Origin of the sequence: Streptomyces sp. NPDC088915 (assembly GCF_044749825.1) — a bacterium.
In the GTDB taxonomy this organism is placed as follows: domain Bacteria; phylum Actinomycetota; class Actinomycetes; order Streptomycetales; family Streptomycetaceae; genus Streptomyces.
The window spans coordinates 55,073-73,313 of record NZ_JBIVIR010000013.1; the positions used below are offsets into that span (position 1 = coordinate 55,073).

7 protein-coding genes and 1 pseudogene (1 of these 8 only partly in view) are annotated in these 18,241 nt (G+C 73.4%); 6 read left to right on the forward strand and 2 right to left on the reverse strand.

Features of this window, described 5'->3' with window-relative positions; all coding sequences use genetic code 11:
• Positions 1–5,621, reverse strand: the 5' portion of a protein-coding gene (locus ACIP5O_RS23275) for an SDR family NAD(P)-dependent oxidoreductase (RefSeq protein WP_401296307.1). The gene continues 7,600 nt to the left of window position 1, outside the view; the window shows 5,621 of its 13,221 coding nt (coding positions 1–5,621); the start codon lies at positions 5,619–5,621; its stop codon lies off the left edge, out of view.
• A 56-nt stretch (positions 5,622–5,677) separates the two neighbouring features.
• Positions 5,678–11,776 carry a beta-ketoacyl synthase N-terminal-like domain-containing protein gene (locus ACIP5O_RS23280; RefSeq protein ID WP_401296309.1) on the reverse strand — a complete coding sequence of 2,033 codons (6,099 nt, stop codon included), beginning with the start codon at positions 11,774–11,776 and terminating at the stop codon, positions 5,678–5,680.
• 492 nt (positions 11,777–12,268) lie between these two features.
• Between ACIP5O_RS23280 and ACIP5O_RS23285 the strand changes: the two genes are divergently transcribed.
• The 6 genes and pseudogenes from ACIP5O_RS23285 to ACIP5O_RS23310 all read left to right on the forward strand — a co-directional run bounded on the left by ACIP5O_RS23285 (position 12,269) and on the right by ACIP5O_RS23310 (position 18,239).
• Positions 12,269–12,985 (forward strand): 4'-phosphopantetheinyl transferase, encoded by a 717-nt coding sequence (locus ACIP5O_RS23285; RefSeq protein ID WP_401296310.1) that lies wholly within the window; start codon positions 12,269–12,271, stop codon positions 12,983–12,985.
• A 153-nt stretch (positions 12,986–13,138) separates the two neighbouring features.
• Complete coding sequence (locus ACIP5O_RS23290; protein ID WP_401296312.1) at positions 13,139–13,918, forward strand: HipA family kinase; 780 nt, start codon at positions 13,139–13,141, stop codon at positions 13,916–13,918.
• Positions 13,915–14,310 carry a DUF3037 domain-containing protein gene (locus ACIP5O_RS23295; RefSeq protein ID WP_401296314.1) on the forward strand — a complete coding sequence of 132 codons (396 nt, stop codon included), beginning with the start codon at positions 13,915–13,917 and terminating at the stop codon, positions 14,308–14,310. Before ACIP5O_RS23290 ends, ACIP5O_RS23295 begins: the two co-directional genes overlap by 4 nt.
• Positions 14,311–14,358: 48 nt before the next feature.
• A pseudogene (ccrA, locus tag ACIP5O_RS23300) lies at positions 14,359–15,711 on the forward strand (crotonyl-CoA carboxylase/reductase).
• A gap of 117 nt (positions 15,712–15,828) precedes the next feature.
• Positions 15,829–16,566 (forward strand): TetR/AcrR family transcriptional regulator, encoded by a 738-nt coding sequence (locus ACIP5O_RS23305; RefSeq protein ID WP_401296316.1) that lies wholly within the window; start codon positions 15,829–15,831, stop codon positions 16,564–16,566.
• Positions 16,563–18,239: an MFS transporter gene (locus ACIP5O_RS23310; RefSeq protein WP_401296318.1), complete on the forward strand. Its 1,677-nt coding sequence runs from the start codon at positions 16,563–16,565 to the stop codon at positions 18,237–18,239. Before ACIP5O_RS23305 ends, ACIP5O_RS23310 begins: the two co-directional genes overlap by 4 nt.
• Positions 18,240–18,241: the final 2 nt, after the last annotated feature.

Below are 18,241 nucleotides of genomic sequence, written 5' to 3' on the forward strand. Positions count from 1 at the left end.
TCGACGGCGCGCACCGGGTAGGGCAGGCGCGCGTCGAGCGCGTGGGCGTAGGCGTCGAGGAAGGTGGAGCCGGCGGCGTAGTTGGCCAGGCCGGGGTCGCCGAGGAAGGACTGGGCGGAGGAGAAGAACACCAGGAAGTCCGGGTTCCGTCCGCGCAGGGCGTCGACGAGGGCCGCGGCGACGCCGGACTTGGCCGCCAGGCTCTGGGCGAGGTCCGTGTCCGTGAGGTCGCGTACCAGCCTGTCCCGCCGCACCAGCGCCGCGTGGACGACGCCGTGCACCGGGCCCGCCTCGTCGAGGACGGCCGCCAGCCGGCCGGTGTCGGTGGCGTCGGCGCGGACGTAGCGGATCCGGTCCCCCAGGTCGGGGTCGGCGAGCTCGCTGCGGCCGACGAGCAGCACGTGGGCGTCCCAGTCCTCGACGAGGCGGCGGGCGAGGGCGAGGCCGATGCCCCGGGCGCCTCCGACGATCACGTAGGTGCCGCCCCGGCGCAGCGGGACGGGCCCGTCGGCGGCCGGAGCGGGCCGCAGGACCTGGGCGTGGCGGACGGTGCCGCTGTACGCGACGCGCGTTCCCCGGGGCGCGGGCGCCAGGAGGGCGGCGGACGCGTGGGCGGGGTCGAGGTCGACGCAGGCGACGGACCAGCCGCGGTGCTCGTTCTCCATGACCCGGGCGAAGCCGGTGATCCCGGCGGCGTAGGGGTCGGTGACGGGACGGCCGGGCGGGGCGGCGGCGCCGGTGGTGACGATCACCCAGTCGAGGGTGTGCTCGCGGGACCAGGCCCGGACGTACGGGGCGAGGGCCTTGACGCCCGCGTCCTCGGCGCGCGCGACACGCGACACCTCGTCCACGGTGTGGTCGGTGGTGTCGGTGGGCCCGGTCAGGACGTAGACCAGACGGGGCGTCACCCGGAGCGGTGTGCCCAGTTCGGCCGGGACGGCGCCCTCGTGACGGGCGGCAAGCTCGCGGGCCAGGCCCGCGTGGGCGGGGGCGTGGAGCACCACGACCGGACCGTCCGGAGTCGGCTGAGCGCCGGGCGTCGGGACGGCCTCCCAGGTGGGGACGTCCAGCGGGAGGGTCTCGACGCCGGGCTCGGCAGCGGCCCCGGCGGACGGAAGGGCGGCCTGCCGCGGGGCCGGTACGTCGACCCAGCACCGCACGCGGGCGAACGGGTACTGCGGCAGCTCCACCTTGCGCGGCCGCCGGTCGCGGTGCAGGGCGCGCCAGTCGGGTGCGGCGCCCTCCGCCCAGCTGCGCGCCCACGCGTGCGGGTCGGCCGGGAAAGGGCCCGCCGGGAGCGGGTCGCCCGCGGGGCGCTGCCCGGTGACGGTGCCCCGGTGGAGGGCGGGCGTCGGCGAGCCGGCGAGGAAGGCGTGGAGGGCGGTACGGAGTCCGGCCGTGTCGGAGGCGACCACGGCGAGCCGCTCCTCCAGCGGTTCCCGGCCGATCTGCGTCGTGTACGCGATGTCGACCAGCGCGGCCTCCGGTCCCGCGCCCGCCGAGACGGCCTCGGCGAGACCGGCGAGGGTGGAACGGGCGTCGACGTGCGGGGCCCGGCCGGGGAACCGGTCGGCGAGGACCCGCGCGAGCCTGCGCAGGTCGGCCACGTCCAGGCCGAGTTCGTCGAGCTCGGCCTCCGGGTCGGCGCCGGCGAGACCGGCTGCTTCGGCCACGTCGGCCACCGCGTCGAGCGGGTCGCCCGCGGTGGGCTCCACGTACCGCTCGGCGAGCTCGCGCAGCGCCTGTGGGGTGCGGGCGGAGAGCAGCACCACCTGCGGTCCGGCGGTGGAGGATCCCCCGGTGGCCGGTGTCTGCTGCGGGAACTCCTCGACGACGACGTGGGCGTTGGACCCGCCCGCGCCGAACGCGCTGATCCCGGCGCGGCGCGGGCCACCGGCGGCTCCGGCGGGCCACGGCTCGCTCTCGCGCTGGACGCGCAGGCCCGCGGAGTCCCAGTCGATGCTCGTGTTGGCCGGGTCGGCGTGCAGGGAGGGGACCAGGGTGCGGTGGCGCAGCTGGAGGAGGACCTTGGTCAGCCCGGCGATGCCCGCGGCCGACTCCAGGTGTCCGATGCCGGACTTCACCGAGCCGAGCCGGCTTCGCGCGTCGCCGTAAGCCTGGGAGAGGGCCGTGATCTCGATGGGGTCGCCGAGGGAGGTGCCCGTGCCGTGCGCCTCGATGTAGCCGACGGAGGCGGGGTCCACGCCCGCCTTGTCCAGGGCCCGGCGCACCACGTCGGCCTGCGCCGCGGGGTTCGGTACGAAGAAGCCCCCGGCGCGCCCCCCGTGGTTGACGGCGCTGCCCTTGATCACCGCGAGGACCCGGTCGCCGTCCGCCAGCGCGCGGGCGAGCGGCTTGAGCACGACGACGCCGACGCCCTCGCCGGGTACGTAACCGTCCCCGCCGGCGCCGAAGGCGCGGCACCGGCCGTCGGAGGAGACGAAGCCGACCTGGCTCAGGTGCAGGTACTTGTACGGGTGGACGATCAGGTTCACCCCGCCCGCCAGAGCCAGCTCGCTGTCCCCGGACCGCAGGCTCTCGCAGGCGAGGTGCAGCGCGGTCAGGGACGAGGAGCACATGGTGTCCAGGGCCAGGCTGGGGCCGCGCAGGTCGAGGAAGGCGGAGACGCGGTTGGCCACGGCCGAGGAGAAGGACGTCGGCAGGACGGTCAGCCGGTCCTCGGCGCCCAGGCCGAGCATCTGGTACTGGTTGAACATCACTCCGGCGAAGACGCCCACCATGCGGCCGGCCACGTCGGCGCGGGTCAACCCCGCGGACTCCAGGGCGTGCCAGGAGGTCTGGAGGAACAACCGCTCCTGCGGGTCCATCCCCGCGGCCTCGCGCGGGGTGATCCGGAAGAAGCCGGGGTCGAACTCGTCGATGCCCTCCAGGAATCCGCCCCACTTGCTGTACGAGTGGCCGGGCGCGCGGTCGGACCGGTAGAACCCGTCGGAGGTCCAGCGGTCCGCCGGGATCTCGGTGACGCAGTCCCGCCCGGCACTGAGGTTGCTCCAGAACCGGTCGAGGTCCTCGGCCATGGGATAGCGGCCGGCGACGCCGATCACCGCGACGTCCCCGTCGCCGGCCTCCGGTGTGCCGCGGTTCTCCCCGGCCCGGGGGGCGGTGGGGGCCTCGGTGGGGACGGCGTCGGCGGGGGTGAGGCCCAGGGCCTCGCGGGCCCGGTCGGGGTCGCCGTGGAGCACGACCAGCTCGCTGCCGGACAGGGCGAGGGACCGCTCGAACACGTCCAGGCCCGCCGTCGTCGGCAGCGGGGCCTGGCCCTGCCGGGCGAAGAGGGCTTCGGCGGCGGCGTCCGTGCGCATGCCGCCCCCGGCCCACAGCGGCCAGGCGAAGGAGAGCAGTCCGCGGTCGCGGGCGTAGGCGTCCAGGAAGGCGTTCGCGGCCGCGTAGTCGCTCTGCCCCGCGTTGCCCGCGACACCGGTCACCGAGGAGAAGAGGGCGAAGAAGTCGAGGTCCAGGTGGCGGGTCGCCTCGTGCAGCAGCACGGCTCCGCGCACCTTGGGCGCGAGGACCGCCTCCAGGTCCGTGGCGGCCTTGGTGGTGAACAGCCCGTCGCGCAGGACGCCGGCCGCGTGGACGACGCCGTCCAGCCGGCCGTACCGTTCGAGGGTGCCGCCGATCAGGGCGTCGACCTCGGCGGGCACCGTGACGTCGGCACGGACGTAGGGGCCCTCCGGTCCCGCGGGGCGCGGTGTGCGTCCCACGAGGACGGCCGTGGCTCCGCGCGCGGTGATCCGGGCGGCGAGTTCCCGGCCGATGCCGCCCGCGCCTCCGGTGACCAGGTAGACGCCTCCGGGCCGGAGAGGGGCCGCTGGGCCGAGGTCGGCGTCGCGGTAGCGACGGACGTGGCGGCGGCCGGGGGTGTGCCGTACCCAGGACTCCCCGTGGTCCGCGAGCTCCGCGAGCAGGGCGTCCGTATCGGCGGGGCCCTCGCACTCGACGGCGGTGATCGCGAGGCGCGGCTGCTCCAGGCGTACCGTGCGGGCCAGTCCGGCCACGGCGGCGGCGACCGGGGCCGGGGCCACGTGCACGACGGGGACCGGGCGGTCGGCGAGGGCCTGGGCCAGGGCGAGCACCTCGGCGCAGGCCGACCGTACGGCCTCGGGGAGGTCGGCGGAGTCCTGGTCCGCGAGGTGCAGGACCGCTTCCGGGGCCGTGCCGAGGCCGGCGAGGTCGGCGAGGAGCAGCCGCAGGTCCCCGGTCTCGGAGGGGCGCAGCTCGTAGGTGCGGGGGGCGACCCGGCGGAACGCGGGACCGCGCCGGACGGTGATCTGGTCGGTCCGCACCCGCTGGTCGCCGATGACCAGCAGGGGTCCGGCGGCCGGTGCGAGGGGGCGCGGCGCCGCCTGCCACAGGCCGGTCAGGCAGTGGGTCCGGGCGGGCTCGTCCGTCGCCGGGGCGGCGGTGGCCGGGCGGGCGGTCCGTTCGGCGGGCAGCAGTCCGGCGAGGTGAGCGGCGACCGCGTCGACGGTCGGGTACTCGAACAGCAGGGTCGGGTAGAGCGCGATGTCCCAGTGTTCCTCGAACAGTCTGACCAGGGCGAGGAGTTGCGAGGAGTCCAGGCCGAGGTCGTAGAAACCGCGGTCGCCCTCCACCACCAGTGCGGGATCGGCGACCGCCCGGCGGACCAGCTCGACCACCTCGGCCCGGATGTCCACCGGTCCGCCGTCGGTGCGGGCCGGATCCGCGGTGCCTTCCGGCCGCGTGGGGACGACCGGGGCCTCGGCGCGCGGGGCCGGCTCCGTCCGCTCGGCGGCGAGCCGGGTGATCGCCGCGGCGGAGCGGACGCGCTTGAAGGTCAGGTCCGTGAACCGGGCGGCCAAGGCGCCCGACCCGTCGCGCAGTTCGATGTCGGCCTTCACCACGTCGTCCCCGGCACCCGCCCCGGCCGGGTGCATGCGCAGGTCGACGGTGCAGGCGTCCCCGAGGGTGCGGGCGGCGCGGAAGGAGCCGATGTGCAGGGGTATGAGGGGGCGCCCGTCCGCGTCCGCCCCGTCGAAGGCGAGCGCGTACGACTGCATGGTCGAGCCGTCGAGCAGCGCCGGGTGCAGCAGGAAGTCCTCCACGGTGCTCCGCGCCTCGTCACCGAGCGCGATCTCGGCACGCACCCGATCCGCCGTGGCCCGCAGGGTTCCCGTGCAGCGCATGAACGTCCGGTGCTCGATGCCGGCCGACCGGCCGGTGGCGTAGACCTCGCCGACGTCACGTCGCGTGCCGGACGGCTGGAGTCCGGGAGCGCCGGTGAGCGGGGGCAGGTCGGTGCGCAGGGTGGCCCGGAGGTGGGTGGTCACACCGTCGTCGACGGGCACTCCGTCGCGGATCCGGCGGCTGGTCGCCGTCACCCGGAAGACGGCGCCGTCGGGTGCGATGTCGACGGTCAGCTCGCGGTCGGACGAATCCGTGGTGACCACCGGCTCGACGAACAGCACATCGCTCAACTCGGTGCGTTCCAGAGGGATGTCACGGGCGGCGAGCAGCCGGTAGACGACGTCGAGGAAGGTGACACCCGGCAGGGTGCGCACCCCGTGGACCCGATGGTCGTCGACGATCGGGTTGTCCCGCTTCAGGTGCAGGGCACAGCGAACGGACCTTCGGTCCACGTGTCTCTCCTGGTGGTCGGCGATGCGGGGGCGTGATCGGGCCCGGCCGCGCCGGGTTACGGGAAGGTCAGTTCGAGCCGGGCCGAGCGGACCGGCCGGGCGGCCGGTCCGGGCGCGGCGGGCAGGCGCCAGAATCTGCTGCGCCGGTAGGCGGGCTTGGGCAGTGCCGGCCGTCCGGGTTCCCCGGGGGTGCCGGGGCCCAGCAGGACGTGGGCGTTGGTGCCTCCGAAGCCGAAGGCGCTGACGCCCACCCGGCTCCCGGCCGGCAGATCCGTGACCCGGGTGACGGGGAAGAACGGCGAGTCGGCGAACGCGAAGCGCGGGTTCGGCCGGTCGCAGTGGAGCGTGGGCACGAGGCGGCCGTGCCGGAGGATCTGTACCGCCTTGATGAATCCGGCGACGCCCGCGGCGCTCAGCAGGTGCCCCATGGAGCTCTTGACGCTGCCGATGCCGCAGTAGCCGCGGTCCTCGGTGTACGTCCGGTGCACGGCGGTCAGGGCCTGGAGTTCGATCGGGTCGCCGATCATCGTGCCGGTGCCGTGGGCCTCGACGTAGCCGACGGTGCGGGCGTCGGCCCCGGCGCGCGTCAGCACGTCGGAGATCAGCGTGCGTTGGGCGCGGCCGCTCGGCGTGGTGTGCCCCATGGTCCGGCCGTCGTTGTTGACGCCCGAGGACTCGATCACGGCCAGCACCCGGTCCCCGTCGCGCAGGGCGTCGTCGAGGCGCTTGAGCAGCACCATCCCGGCGCCCTCGCCCGGCACGAGGCCGTCGGCGGACTCGTCGAAGGTGCGGCAACGGCCGCTGGGCGACAGCGCCTTGCCGGCGCTGAGCATGAGGTAGGGCTCCTCGTCGAACAGCAGGTCCACGCCTCCGGCCAACGCCATGGACGACTCCCCCGACGCCAGGCTCCGGGCCGCCAGGTGGATGGTCACCAGGGACGAGGAACACGCGCTGTCGACCACGAGGTTCGGCCCCGTCAGATCCAGGAAGTGCGAGATGTGGGCGGCGACGAAGTTCTGGTTGACGCCTGCGATGTAGGGCCGCTCGGGGGGCTGCAGGTGCGCGCGGTGGTTGCCGGTGCGCGTGCCGACGAAGACGCCGACCGCCCCTCCCCGTACCTCGTCCTCGCGGTACCCGGCGTCCCGCAGGCATTCCACGGACACCTCCAGCGCCTTGCGCGCCAGCGGGTCCAGGTGACGTGCCGCCTCGGCGTCGAATCCGAAGAACTCCGGATCGAACAGGGCCGCGTCGTCCAGGAAACCGCCCCATTTGCTCTGGCTGCGTCCCGGTCCGCCGTCCGGGCTGTAGAGGGAGGTCACGTCCCAGCGGTCGGCCGGCACCTCGGTCACGAGGTCTCGGCCCGCCAGCAGGACCTCCCAGAACTGCTCCGGGTCGGCTGCGCCCGGCAGGCGGCAGCCCATCCCGATCACGGCGATGGGCGTCGGCCGCCCGTCCGGGGTCCGCAGCTGCGCCTGTGTCCGTGGTTCGTCCCGGGCCCGGGACGGCTGTGTCTGCGCCCCGGGGGCGAGCGGTCCGGCGGGCTCGGGTACGGGACCGGCCGGGGGTGCGCCGAGCGCGGCGGCGAGGCCGCCGAGCGTCGGGTGCTCCTGGAGGAGGCTCGGATCGACCGGGTGTCCGAGGATCCCCTCCAGATCGCGCACCAGTTCGGCCATCAGCAGCGAGTCCACGCCGATGTCGCCGAGCAGGGTGTCGGCGCCCAGCAGGCCGGGGTCCACTTTGGTGGTGCGGGCCACGACGGCGTACAGCCAGTCCGGCGCCGCCTCCGTCGCGGACTCGCCGTACGGTGCGGCCGCGGCCGGCACCCCCGGGCCCGCGACGGCCTCGCCCGCGACGGCCTCGCCCGCAACGGTCGAGTCGGGAACGACCGTGCCCGGGACGGCTCCCGGTACGGCGACGGCCTCCGCCGAGGGCCGTCCGGGGCGCGGGGCGGCGGTGCGCCGCGGTGCCAGGAACAGCTCGTCGGCGGTCACGGCGGCGCGCTCCACCCGGCAGGGCAGGGACACGGGGTCGCCGGGCACCCGCAGGGCGAGGTCGAGCAGGGCCAGGGCGTCATCGGCGGCGAGGTCGGGGATGCCGAGCCCGCCGCTCGCACTCGTACGCTCCAGCCCCATGCCCACGCCCTGCCACAGGGGCCAGCGCAGGGAGCGCACCACGCACCCGGAGGCACCGGTGTCGTGGGCGGCGGCGAAGTCGTCGAGCACGCCGTTGGCCGCCGCGTAGTCCAGGTGGCCCGCGGCGAGGAGCGGCAGCGCTCCGGCCACGGAGGAGAACAGCACCATGAGCCGGGGCGGCGTGGCCCCGAAGGCCGACCACAGCACCCGCAGCCCGTCGGTCTTGGGCCGCAGCACCCGGGACATCTCCTCGGGCGTACGGGACAGGAAGGACGTGGGCGGGTCCATCACCCCCGCGCAGTGAAAGACGGCGTCGATCCCGCCGGCCTGCTTCCTGACCCGGCCGATCAGCCGGCGCAGGGAGGCGACGTCCTCCAGGGCGTCGGTCCGTACGGTCAGCGTCACCCCTCGCTCGACGAGGGCGAGCAGCGCGGTGAGGCGGGCGCGCAGCGCCGGGTCCGTGGCGGGTGCGGCGACGAGGGCGGCCCACTGGTTGCGGACCGGTACCCGGGAACGGCCGACGAGCACGATGTGGCGGGCTCCCCGGTCGGCCAGGTGGGCCGCGAGGCGCAGGCCGATGCCGCCGAGGCCGCCGGTGATGAGCACCGCGCCGCGGTCGACGCCCGCGAGCAGGTCCTCGGCGGCACGTGCCGGGGCGAACGCGGCCACGGGACGGCGGCGGCGCGTGCCCTCGTACCGGATCTCCGTCTCCCGGTCGACGGCAGCGGTCTCGGCCCGGACGGCGGCGGCGAGTTCGCCGGCGCCGCCGTCGACACGGACGGTGCGCCCGTGGAGGGCCTGGAACTCGCCGGACAGGGAGCGGTAGAAGCCCGCGAGCGCGGAGCGTTCGGCGCCGCTGACGTGGACGCAGCGCAGCCCGACGCGGGAGTTCGAGGTGAGCATCCGCTGCAGCAGGGCGATGCGCTCGGTGACGAGGGTGCCGGGGGCGGACCAGTCGACCAGGTCGACGATCCCGTCGAGGCCGGTCAGATCGGGTACGGGATCGCCGGGAACGTGCGCGACGGCGCGTTCCGGGAGCACCGTACGGGCCAGTTCCGGGTCGGTGGTGACCACCAGCAGCCGGCCGGTGTCACCGGTGTCCGGCGCGGGTGCGTCCGCCCACTCGGTGGTGAGGAGTTCCGCGCCCGCGACGGGCGCCACCCAGTGCTGGTCGCGGCTGAAGGGGTAGGTCGGCAGCGACACGGGCGGGGCGTCCGGGGCCGTCCAGGCCGGTCCCGCGCCTTCGGTCTGCCCCTTCACGGGCGCGTCCGGCGGGGTGTCGAGTACCGAGGCGAGCCGCGCGGCGAGTTCGCCGAGGTCCGACGCCTCGACGGCGACGCGGTACGGCAGTGCCGCGCGCCCGGTGCACAGGGTCCTCGCGATCGACGCGAGCGGCGGGGCGTCCGGCGAGCGGACCGCCTCCAGCAGACGGGCCACGGCCTCCCGCAGGGCCTGCGGGGTCCGGGCGGAGACGGGCACGACCACCGGAGCGGCCGTGGTGGGGGCCGCCGCCGCGCGGGGTCCTTCCTCGAGGACCACGTGGGCGTTGGTGCCGCCCATCCCGAAGGAGCTGACTCCGGCCCGCAGCGGACCGCCGCCCGGGGGCGACTCCCATGCACTGCGGTCGCGGTGGAGCCGCAGCGGCGTACCGTCGGTCTTGATCATCCGGTTCGGGCGGTGCAGGTTGCGCGCGGCCGGCAGCGTACGGTGCCTCATGGCCAGGATCACCTTGACCATGCCGGCGATTCCGGCGGCCGCCTCCAGGTGGCCGATGCTCGTCTTGACCGAGCCGACGGCGCAGTGCGGTTCGGCGGGCCGTGCGTGGCCCCATTGCGCGTAGAGCCGCTCGAACGCGGCGGCCATGCCGGAGACTTCGATCGGGTCTCCCAGCCGCGTGCCCGTGCCGTGCGCCTCGATGTAGCCCACGGTGCGCGGGTCGACGCCCGCCTCGTCGTAGGCGGCGACGAGCAGGTCGGCCTGCGCGTCGGGGTTGGGGGCGGTGAAGGACCGGGCCTGTCCGCCGTGGTTGACGGCCACGCCGCGGATCACCGCGTGCACGCGGTCACCGTCGGCCAGCGCGCGGTCCAGCGGCTTGAGCAGCAGGGCGGCGACGCCCTCGCCCCGGACGTATCCGTCCGCTTCCTCGTCGAAGGTGTGGCAGCGGCCGCGCGGACTCAGCACGCCGGTGCGCTGGTAGGCGTGTTGGCGGGCCGGGTCGCACAGGACGTTGACGCCGCCCGCGAACGCCTGGTCGCATTCGCCGGCGCGCAGCGCGGCGACGGCCTGTGCGACGGCCACCAGGGACGAGGAGCAGAGGGTGTCCACGGCGACGCTGGGCCCGCGCAGGCCGAGGGCGTACGAGACGCGGTTGGCCACCAGGGAGGGTGAGACCGCGACGCTCAGGTGCGGCTCGTCCCGCCCGGCGTGGCGGGCGATCAGCCCGGCGTAGTCGGAGTGGCACACGCCCGCGTAGACGCCGGTGCGGCTGCCGGTGAGCGAGGCCGGATCGCGTCCGGCGTCCTCGGCCGTCGCCCACACGGTCTCCAGCAGCAGCCGCTGCTGGGGGTCCATCAAGGCGGCTTCGCGGGGACTGATGGAGAAGAACTCGTGGTCGAAGCCGCGGATGTCGTCGAGCAGGGCCGCCTTGCCGATCAGACCGGGATGGTCGGCCGCGTTCCAGCGGTCCGCGGGAACGTCACGGACGGCGTCCTCGTCGCGGCCCAGGAGGTCCCACAGTTCGGGCACGCTCCGCGCGCCGGGAAACCGGCCGGCCATGCCGATCACGGCGATCGGCACGGCGGCGCCACTCGCCGCCGACGGTAAGGCCGTCGGCGCTGCCGACGACAGGGCCGGGGCCGGATCCGGACGTCCGCCGCGCAGGACGCGGGCCATGGCGGTGACCGTGAAGGCCTGGAACAGGGTGCTGGGGTCGACCTCGCAGCCGATCTCGTCCTCGGCCCGTACGGCGGTCTCCGACAGGGACAGGCTGTCCAGTCCGAGCGGGCGCAGGTCGTCGTCCGCGGTCAGCGAGCCGGCGGGGGCCTTGAGCACGGTCTCCAGCAGGGCCAGGAGCCGGCTTTCGAGGTCTTCGGGCAGAGAAGCGCGCGGTGACGCGGAAGCGGGACCGGCGGAAGCGGGAGAGGACGTGGTGGAGTCGGTCGCGGCCGGGGCCGCGCCGTCGCCCGGGAGGGCCGCGAAGACCTCGGGCCGGACGAGCCGCTTGACGGTCTCCAGTCGGGCGAGCGTCCGGCCGTCGCGTTCCCGCAGGAGGGAGGAGGTGAGGACCACCCGGTCCTCCGACTCCCGCCGGCACCCGTCCAGGCGGTAGCGCACGGCGTCGGCCAGGCCGCAGTTGCCGAGGTAGACGATGTCCCGGCTGAGGGTGACGGCGTCGACGGCCCACTCGCCGCCGGGCGCCACCGACCGTACGTACTTGCGCTCGCCGCGGTCGTTGATGTGCGGGTACGAGGCGAAGTAGAGCAGGCCCGCCGCGTTCACGTCCGCGAAGGGGTTCAGTTCGTACGTGTCGGTGTAAAGGCCGGGGGTGCCGTCGGGCTCCAGCCGGGTCAGGGCCCGGAACTCGTCCTGGAAGGCACGGTGTTCCGCGCTCGCCTCCGCCACGGGACCGCGGCCTTCGTGGCGCGGGGTGCCGGGGACGAGCCAGTTGTCGGGACCCCGGCGGACGAAGGAGGTCAGGAGCCGGACGTCGACCGACGTCGTGGGCGTGGCGAAGCGGATGTCGCTGACGAAGGCGTGCTCGTCGAGTCGGGCCAGCGTGCCGGTCAGTTCTCCCTCGTCGTGCTCGGTGAAGAAGCGGAGGGAGTCGGCCGCGGCGAGCCGGGCGCGGGTGAAGGCGGGCAGCAGCCGTTCGCCGTCGGCGTCGGCGAGGTCGGCGACCGGGAGGCCGAAGTGCTCGCCGAGCAGCGACCAGTGGAGGTCGCCGGCCTCGCGTAACAGCCAGTTCTCGGAGAGGCCGCCGACGGAGAGCGCGGGAAGGCCGAGGACGATCCTGCGGGTCAGCATATGGGCACCCGTCCGGCCGCCGTACGCTCCGCGGCCGCTGCGGGCCGGCGTGTGCCCCCGCCCGGACGCACCCGCGACTGATGACAGCGCTGGATCATCCACATCCCCCGATGCATTCCCTTGAAGACCTGTCCAACACACCGGCCGACGAGGTAGTTGATCATTGAAACTACCCTCGCAGGACCCCGTATACCACAGTGGTCGCGGAGGTGGTTGAGTGTTGAAACTACCCCCGCTCCGACCCTCTTCTCCCGCGACCGGAATTCGAAAGCCGACGAGAATGCATCCTGGATGATCGCATCTGGTTACGCAACCCGAGGGGGACCCATGCCAGGAATTCCAGAGCCGGATCTCGGCGTCCACCATCCGATACCGGAACCCGGGGCGACCCGGCCTGACCGCACGAATCCCGCGCCCCGCACGGGCCCGGGGCCCGATCCCCGCCCCTTCCCCGCCGGGCCCGACCTACTCGTCGGTACGCTGCCGGACGTCGTGATCGTGGAGCTGTTCGCCGACCCGCCGGACAGCCACCTCTACCCGGAGGAGGCCGACAGGGTGGAGCGTGCGGTCGACAAGCGCCGACGAGAATTCGCCACCGTCCGACTGTGCGCCCGCACGGCACTGGCCCGGCTCGGGATACCGCCGGGGCCGATCCTCCCCGGTCCCGGCGGGGCGCCGGCCTGGCCCGAGGGCGTCGTCGGCAGCATGACCCACTGCCCCGGCTACCGGGCGGCGGCGGTCGCCAGGACCGACGCGGTCGCCGCGGTCGGGATCGACGCCGAGCCGAACTCCGCGCTGCCCACAGGCGTGGAGAAGCTGGTGGCCTCGCCCGAGGAGCGGCACACGCTGGACCGCCTCACCCTGTCCCGTCCCGACGTGGCCTGGGACAGGCTGCTGTTCAGCGCGAAGGAGAGCACGTACAAGACCTGCTTCCCGCTCATGGGCAGGCTGCTGGATTTCAGCGACTGCACCATCACGCCCGATCCGGAGCGGGGCACCTTCACCAGCTCGCTGCACGTGCCGGGCCCGGTGGTCGGCGGGCGCCGCGTGAACACCTTCACCGGGCGCTGGCGAACCGTCGTACGGGAGGGCGTCGAGTACGTGGCGACGGGCATCGCCGTACCGGCCCCCTCGCACCCGCAGCGTCCGGAGACCGGTGACCACAAGCCGAATTCCGGACACCTTCGAGAAGGTGGCCGAAATACATGAGAGGCATGGGGATTCCCTCGGCGGGCTCCGCAGGAAATCGGCCAATTAATTCGCCGAACCCCGTCCAGCCCTCCCGGACGGGGCCGCCGGGCCAATGGCCGGAACTCGTTCACGCCCTTGGAGGGCCCATCTTGCGCCAGTAGGGTGATCAACATGCTGCAAGAAGTAAAAGGAACGCAATATTTGACGGCCCTGCGCGAGGGCGGTTCACTTCCCGGTATCGTCGAGGCCGACAATGACGGCACTTATGTCGTCAAGTTCCGGGGGGCCGGCCAGGGAAGCGCGGCCCTCGTCGCCGAGATCGTGGTCGGCGAGCTCGGCCGGCACCTCGGCATCCGGGTCCCCGACCTGGTCCTCCTCGACGTGGACGCCGAACTGGCCCGGCGCGAGCCGGACCAGGAGGTGCAACAGCTCCTCCAGGCCAGCACCGGCCCCAATCTGGCCATGGACTTCCTGCCCGGCTCGGTCGGCTACGACGGCATCGCCTGGCGGGCGCCGGCGGAGGAGGCCGCCCGCATCTACTGGCTGGACGCCCTGACGGCCAATGTGGACCGCACCTGGTCCAACCCCAACCTCCTCATCTGGCACCGCCAGTTGTGGGCGATCGACCACGGTGCGGCGCTGATCTTCCAGCACTCGTGGCCGTCGGTGGACGGCTGGGCCAACCGGGACTACGGGTTGGGCTCGCACGTCCTGTCCGAGCGCGTGTCCACGCTGGCGCCCCCGGTCCTCGACGCCCTCGACGCCGAGCTGGCCGCCCTCGTGACGCCGGAGGCGCTGACGCGGATCCTCGGACTCGTGCCCGACGACTTCCTGGTCAACATGAACTCGGCGAACGGCGCGGACCCGCAAACCCTGCGCGAACGCTACTGCGCATACCTGCTGGCCCGTCTCGCGGGCGAGCGCGACTGGTGGCCGGAGGCGGCGGCATGAGCACTCACGTCTCCCCCTCCCTCGGTTTCGACTACGCGCTGCTGCAGGCCGTCCCCCGCGTGGACCGCGGTGAGCGGATCAACGTCGGCGCGCTGCTCTACTGCAAGGAGGCCGACTTCCTCGCGGCAGAGATCCACATCGACGCCGCGCGTCTGCGCGCCCTCGACCCCGAGGTCGACCTGACCGGTGTCACCGACGCCCTCGAAGCGATCCGCGCCATCTGCGCGGGCGACCCGAAGGCCGGTCGGGCCGGCGCCGGCACACTGCGCTCGCGGTTCGGCTGGCTGACGGCCCCGCGCAGCGCGGTCGTGCAGACCGGACCGGTGCACGGCGGCCTCACGGCCGACCCGACGGCCGAACTGGTCCGGCTGATGAACCGTCTGGTGCGCTGAGCCGCCGCGCTCCCGCACCACCACCCGCCCCCGTACCGAGGACACCACATGCAGGACATCATCGATGCCGTCGTGAGCCGGGAAGGGGCGCCGGAGGACTTCGCCGCGCTCGCCCTCCCCGAGGCGTACCGCGCCGTCACCTTGCACAAGGACGAGACGGACCTGTTCGCGGGGCTCGCCACCCGCGACAAGGACCCGCGCAAGTCGGTGCACCTGGACGAGGTGCCGGTGCCCGAACTCGGGCCGGGTGAGGCCCTGGTCGCCGTCATGGCCTCCTCGGTCAACTACAACACCGTCTGGTCGTCCCTCTTCGAACCGCTGCCGACCTTCGGCTTCCTGGAGCGCTACGGCAGGCTCAGCGAGCTCACCAGGCGCCACGACCTGCCGTACCACGTCATAGGCTCCGACCTCGCGGGCGTCGTGCTGCGCACCGGCCCGGGCGTCAACTCCTGGAAGCCGGGCGACGAGGTCGTCGCGCACTGCCTCTCGGTCGAGCTGGAATCCTCCGACGGCCACAACGACACGATGCTCGACCCCGAACAGCGCATCTGAGGCTACGAGACCAACTTCGGCGGCCTGGCCGAGATCGCCCTGGTGAAGTCCACCCAACTGATGCCCAAACCCCGGCATCTGAGCTGGGAGGAGGCGGCTTCCCCGGGGCTGGTCGCCTCCACCGCCTACCGCCAGCTGGTCTCCCGCAACGGCGCCGGCATGAAGCAGGGCGACAACGTCCTGATCTGGGGCGCGGGCGGCGGACTCGGTTCCTACGCCACCCAGTTCGCCCTCGCCGGCGGGGCCAACCCGGTCTGCGTGGTCTCCAGCGCGCAGAAGGCGGACATCTGCCGCGCGATGGGCGCCACCGCGATCATCGACCGCAGCGCCGAGGGCTACAGGTTCTGGAAGGACGAGCACACCCAGGACCCGAAGGAGTGGAAGCGCTTCGGCAAGCGCATCCGCGAGCTGACCGGCGGCGAGGACATCGACATCGTCTTCGAGCACCCGGGCCGCGAGACCTTCGGCGCGAGCGTGTACGTCACCCGCAAGGGCGGCACCATCACCACCTGCGCCTCCACCTCCGGCTACATGCACCAGTACGACAACCGCTACCTGTGGATGTCCCTCAAGAAGATCGTCGGATCCCACTTCGCGAACTACCGGGAATCCTGGGAGTCGAACCGGCTGATCGCCAAGGGCAGGATCCACCCCACGCTGTCGAAGGTCTACGCGCTGGAGGACACCGGCCAGGCCCTGTACGACGTCCACCGCAACCTGCACCACGGCAAGGTGGGGATCCTCGCGCTGGCCCCCGAGGAGGGTCTGGGTGTCCGCGACCACGAACTGCGCGCCCGGCACCTCGACGCCATCAACCGCTTCCGGGTCCCGGCGCCCGCCTCCGTCTGACCTCGCGGTTCGACCACGGGCCGCCACCACGCCTTCGGGCACCGGTGGCGGCCCGTTCGCATGTGCGCCCCGTGGAACGGCCGCCCTCCCCGAATGCCTTTCATATACAGCTCTGTATTGGGATACAGTCTCGTATCCAGGAAGCGCGCCAAGGAGGCGATCACCATCACCAAGCGACTCACCCGGGAGCAGAGCCGGCAGGTCACCCGCGAGCAGATCCTTCAATCGGCGGCCGCGCTGTTCGCCGGCCAGGGGGTCAGCGGAACCTCGGTGGAACAGATCGTCGAAGCCGCCGGGTACACCCGGGGCGCCTTCTACGGCAACTTCGAGGGCAAGCACGAGCTCGTCCTCGCCCTGCTCGAACAGCGGACCCAGCACGAACTGGAAGAGATCCAGGCGATGAGCCGCACGGCGGCCACCTTCGAGGAGATGCTCGACCACCTCCGCTCCTGGCACCGCCGACGCGACGAGAACCTCGCCAGCTGGCTCGCCCTGCGCACCGAACTCTGGCTCTACGGGCTGCGCGACCCGGAGCTGCTGCCCGTACTGGCGGACCGCGAGCGCCGCTCCCGGGAGGCGATCGCCCAGTCGCTGGAGCAGGGCTTCGCCGCGCGCGGCGTGACCACGCCGGCCCCCGTGGAGCTGCTGGCCCTGATCGTGCACGCGCTGGACGACGGGCTGTCCATCCAGCGCGTGCTCTCCCCCGCCGACAGCGGCACGGACTCCGTCGTGGACGTGGTGGAGCTCCTGATGAAGTCCTGGACCGCACTCGCCCGCAGCGCCGCGACCGTTGCCGACCCGACCGCGGAACCCTCCGCCGAACCCCCGATCGAGAACCTGGAGAAGAACCCATGAACAAGGCAGGGCAGGCAGAAAAGCCGGCGAACGCCGGCCCACCTGCCACCCCCGACGCGCCCGAGCCCGACCCGAAGCGGTGGCTCGCGCTGACCGTCCTGCTGGTCGCCACCTTCATGGACCTGCTCGACGCCAACATCATCACCGTGGCGATCCCGAGCATCCAACGCGACCTCGGCGCCTCGACCGTCGCCATCCAGGCGATGACGGCCGGATACACCCTGAGCTTCGCGGTCCTGCTGATCACCGGCGGCCGGCTCGGTGACATCTTCGGCCGCAAGCGGATGTTCCTCATCGGCGTCAGCGGCTTCGTCCTCGCGTCCGCCCTGTGCGCCGCCGCGCCCAGCACCGAATTACTCGTCCTCGCCCGCGCGCTCCAGGGGCTCACCGCAGCGATCATGGTGCCCCAGGTACTCGCGCTCATCCACGTCTCCTTCGCTCCCCAGGAGATCGGCCGCGTCGTCAGCCTCTACGCGAGCATGGTCGGCCTGGCCATCGTCTCCGGTCCCCTCATCGGCGGCGCCCTGATCAGCTGGAGCCCGCTGGACCTCGGCTGGCGCAGCATCTTCGTGGTGAACCTGCCCGTCGGCGTGGTGGCCCTGATCGGCGCCACGAAGTGGATGCGGGAGTCGAGCTCCCCCCACGCGAAGCGCCTGGACATCGTCGGCATGCTGCTGGTGATCCTCGGGCTGCTGCTGCTCATGGTGCCGCTGACCCTCGGCCGCGAACTCGACTGGCCGCTCTGGAGCGTCGTCTCGCTCGTCGCCGCCGCCCCCGTCCTCGTGCTGTTCGTGGTGTACGAACGCCACAAGACCCGCAAGGACGGCTCGCCCCTGGTGACGCTGTCCCTGTTCAAGGTCCGCGCGTTCGGCGCCGGCATCGGCGTGCAGCTCCTCTTCAGCGCCATTCCCGCCGGCTTCTTCCTCAGCTGGACCCTCTACCTCCAGGCCGGCCTCGGCTGGTCCGCCCTGCACACGGGTCTGACAGCGATCCCGTTCTCCCTGTGCGTGCCGCTCGTCGGCGGGCTCGCCGTCCGCAAGTTCTCCCCGCTCTACGGCCGTTACTGCCTGCTCGCGGGGGCCGTCCTGATGTTCGCGGGCATCGTCTCCTACGCCTGGGCGGCCGACCACTTCGGTACGGACATCACCTCCTGGCACGCGGTCCCGTCCATGCTCCTGATCGGCTCCGGCATGGGCCTGCTCATGCCCCCGCTGACGGCGCTGGTCCTCAGGGAGGTCCAGCCGCAGGAGGCCGGCGCCGCCTCCGGCATCATCAACGCCACCGGCCAGCTCGGTGCCGCGCTCGGCGTGGCGGTCATCGGCAGCCTCTTCTTCGCGGCGCTCGCCGGCAACGCCGGGCCGCAGGCCGAACGGGTCGTCCCCACCGTGCAGTCGGTGTCGCCCCGGCAGGCCGCGGACCTACAGGACTGCGCGACCGAGGCACTCGGCCAGGACGACCTGGCCAAGGTTCCGGCCACGTGCTCCCGCCTGGTACAGGGCGCCGACGGCGACACCCGGGATACGATCAACGGTGCGCTCGGCGAGATCCGCGCGAAGACGTTCGTGTCCACCTACAGCGAAACGCTGTACTGGGCGGCCGGTGGCCTCGTCCCGGTCACCGCCCTCGTGCTGCTCCTGCCGCACCACCGGGTCCGGCGGGAGGAAAGGGCGTAGTG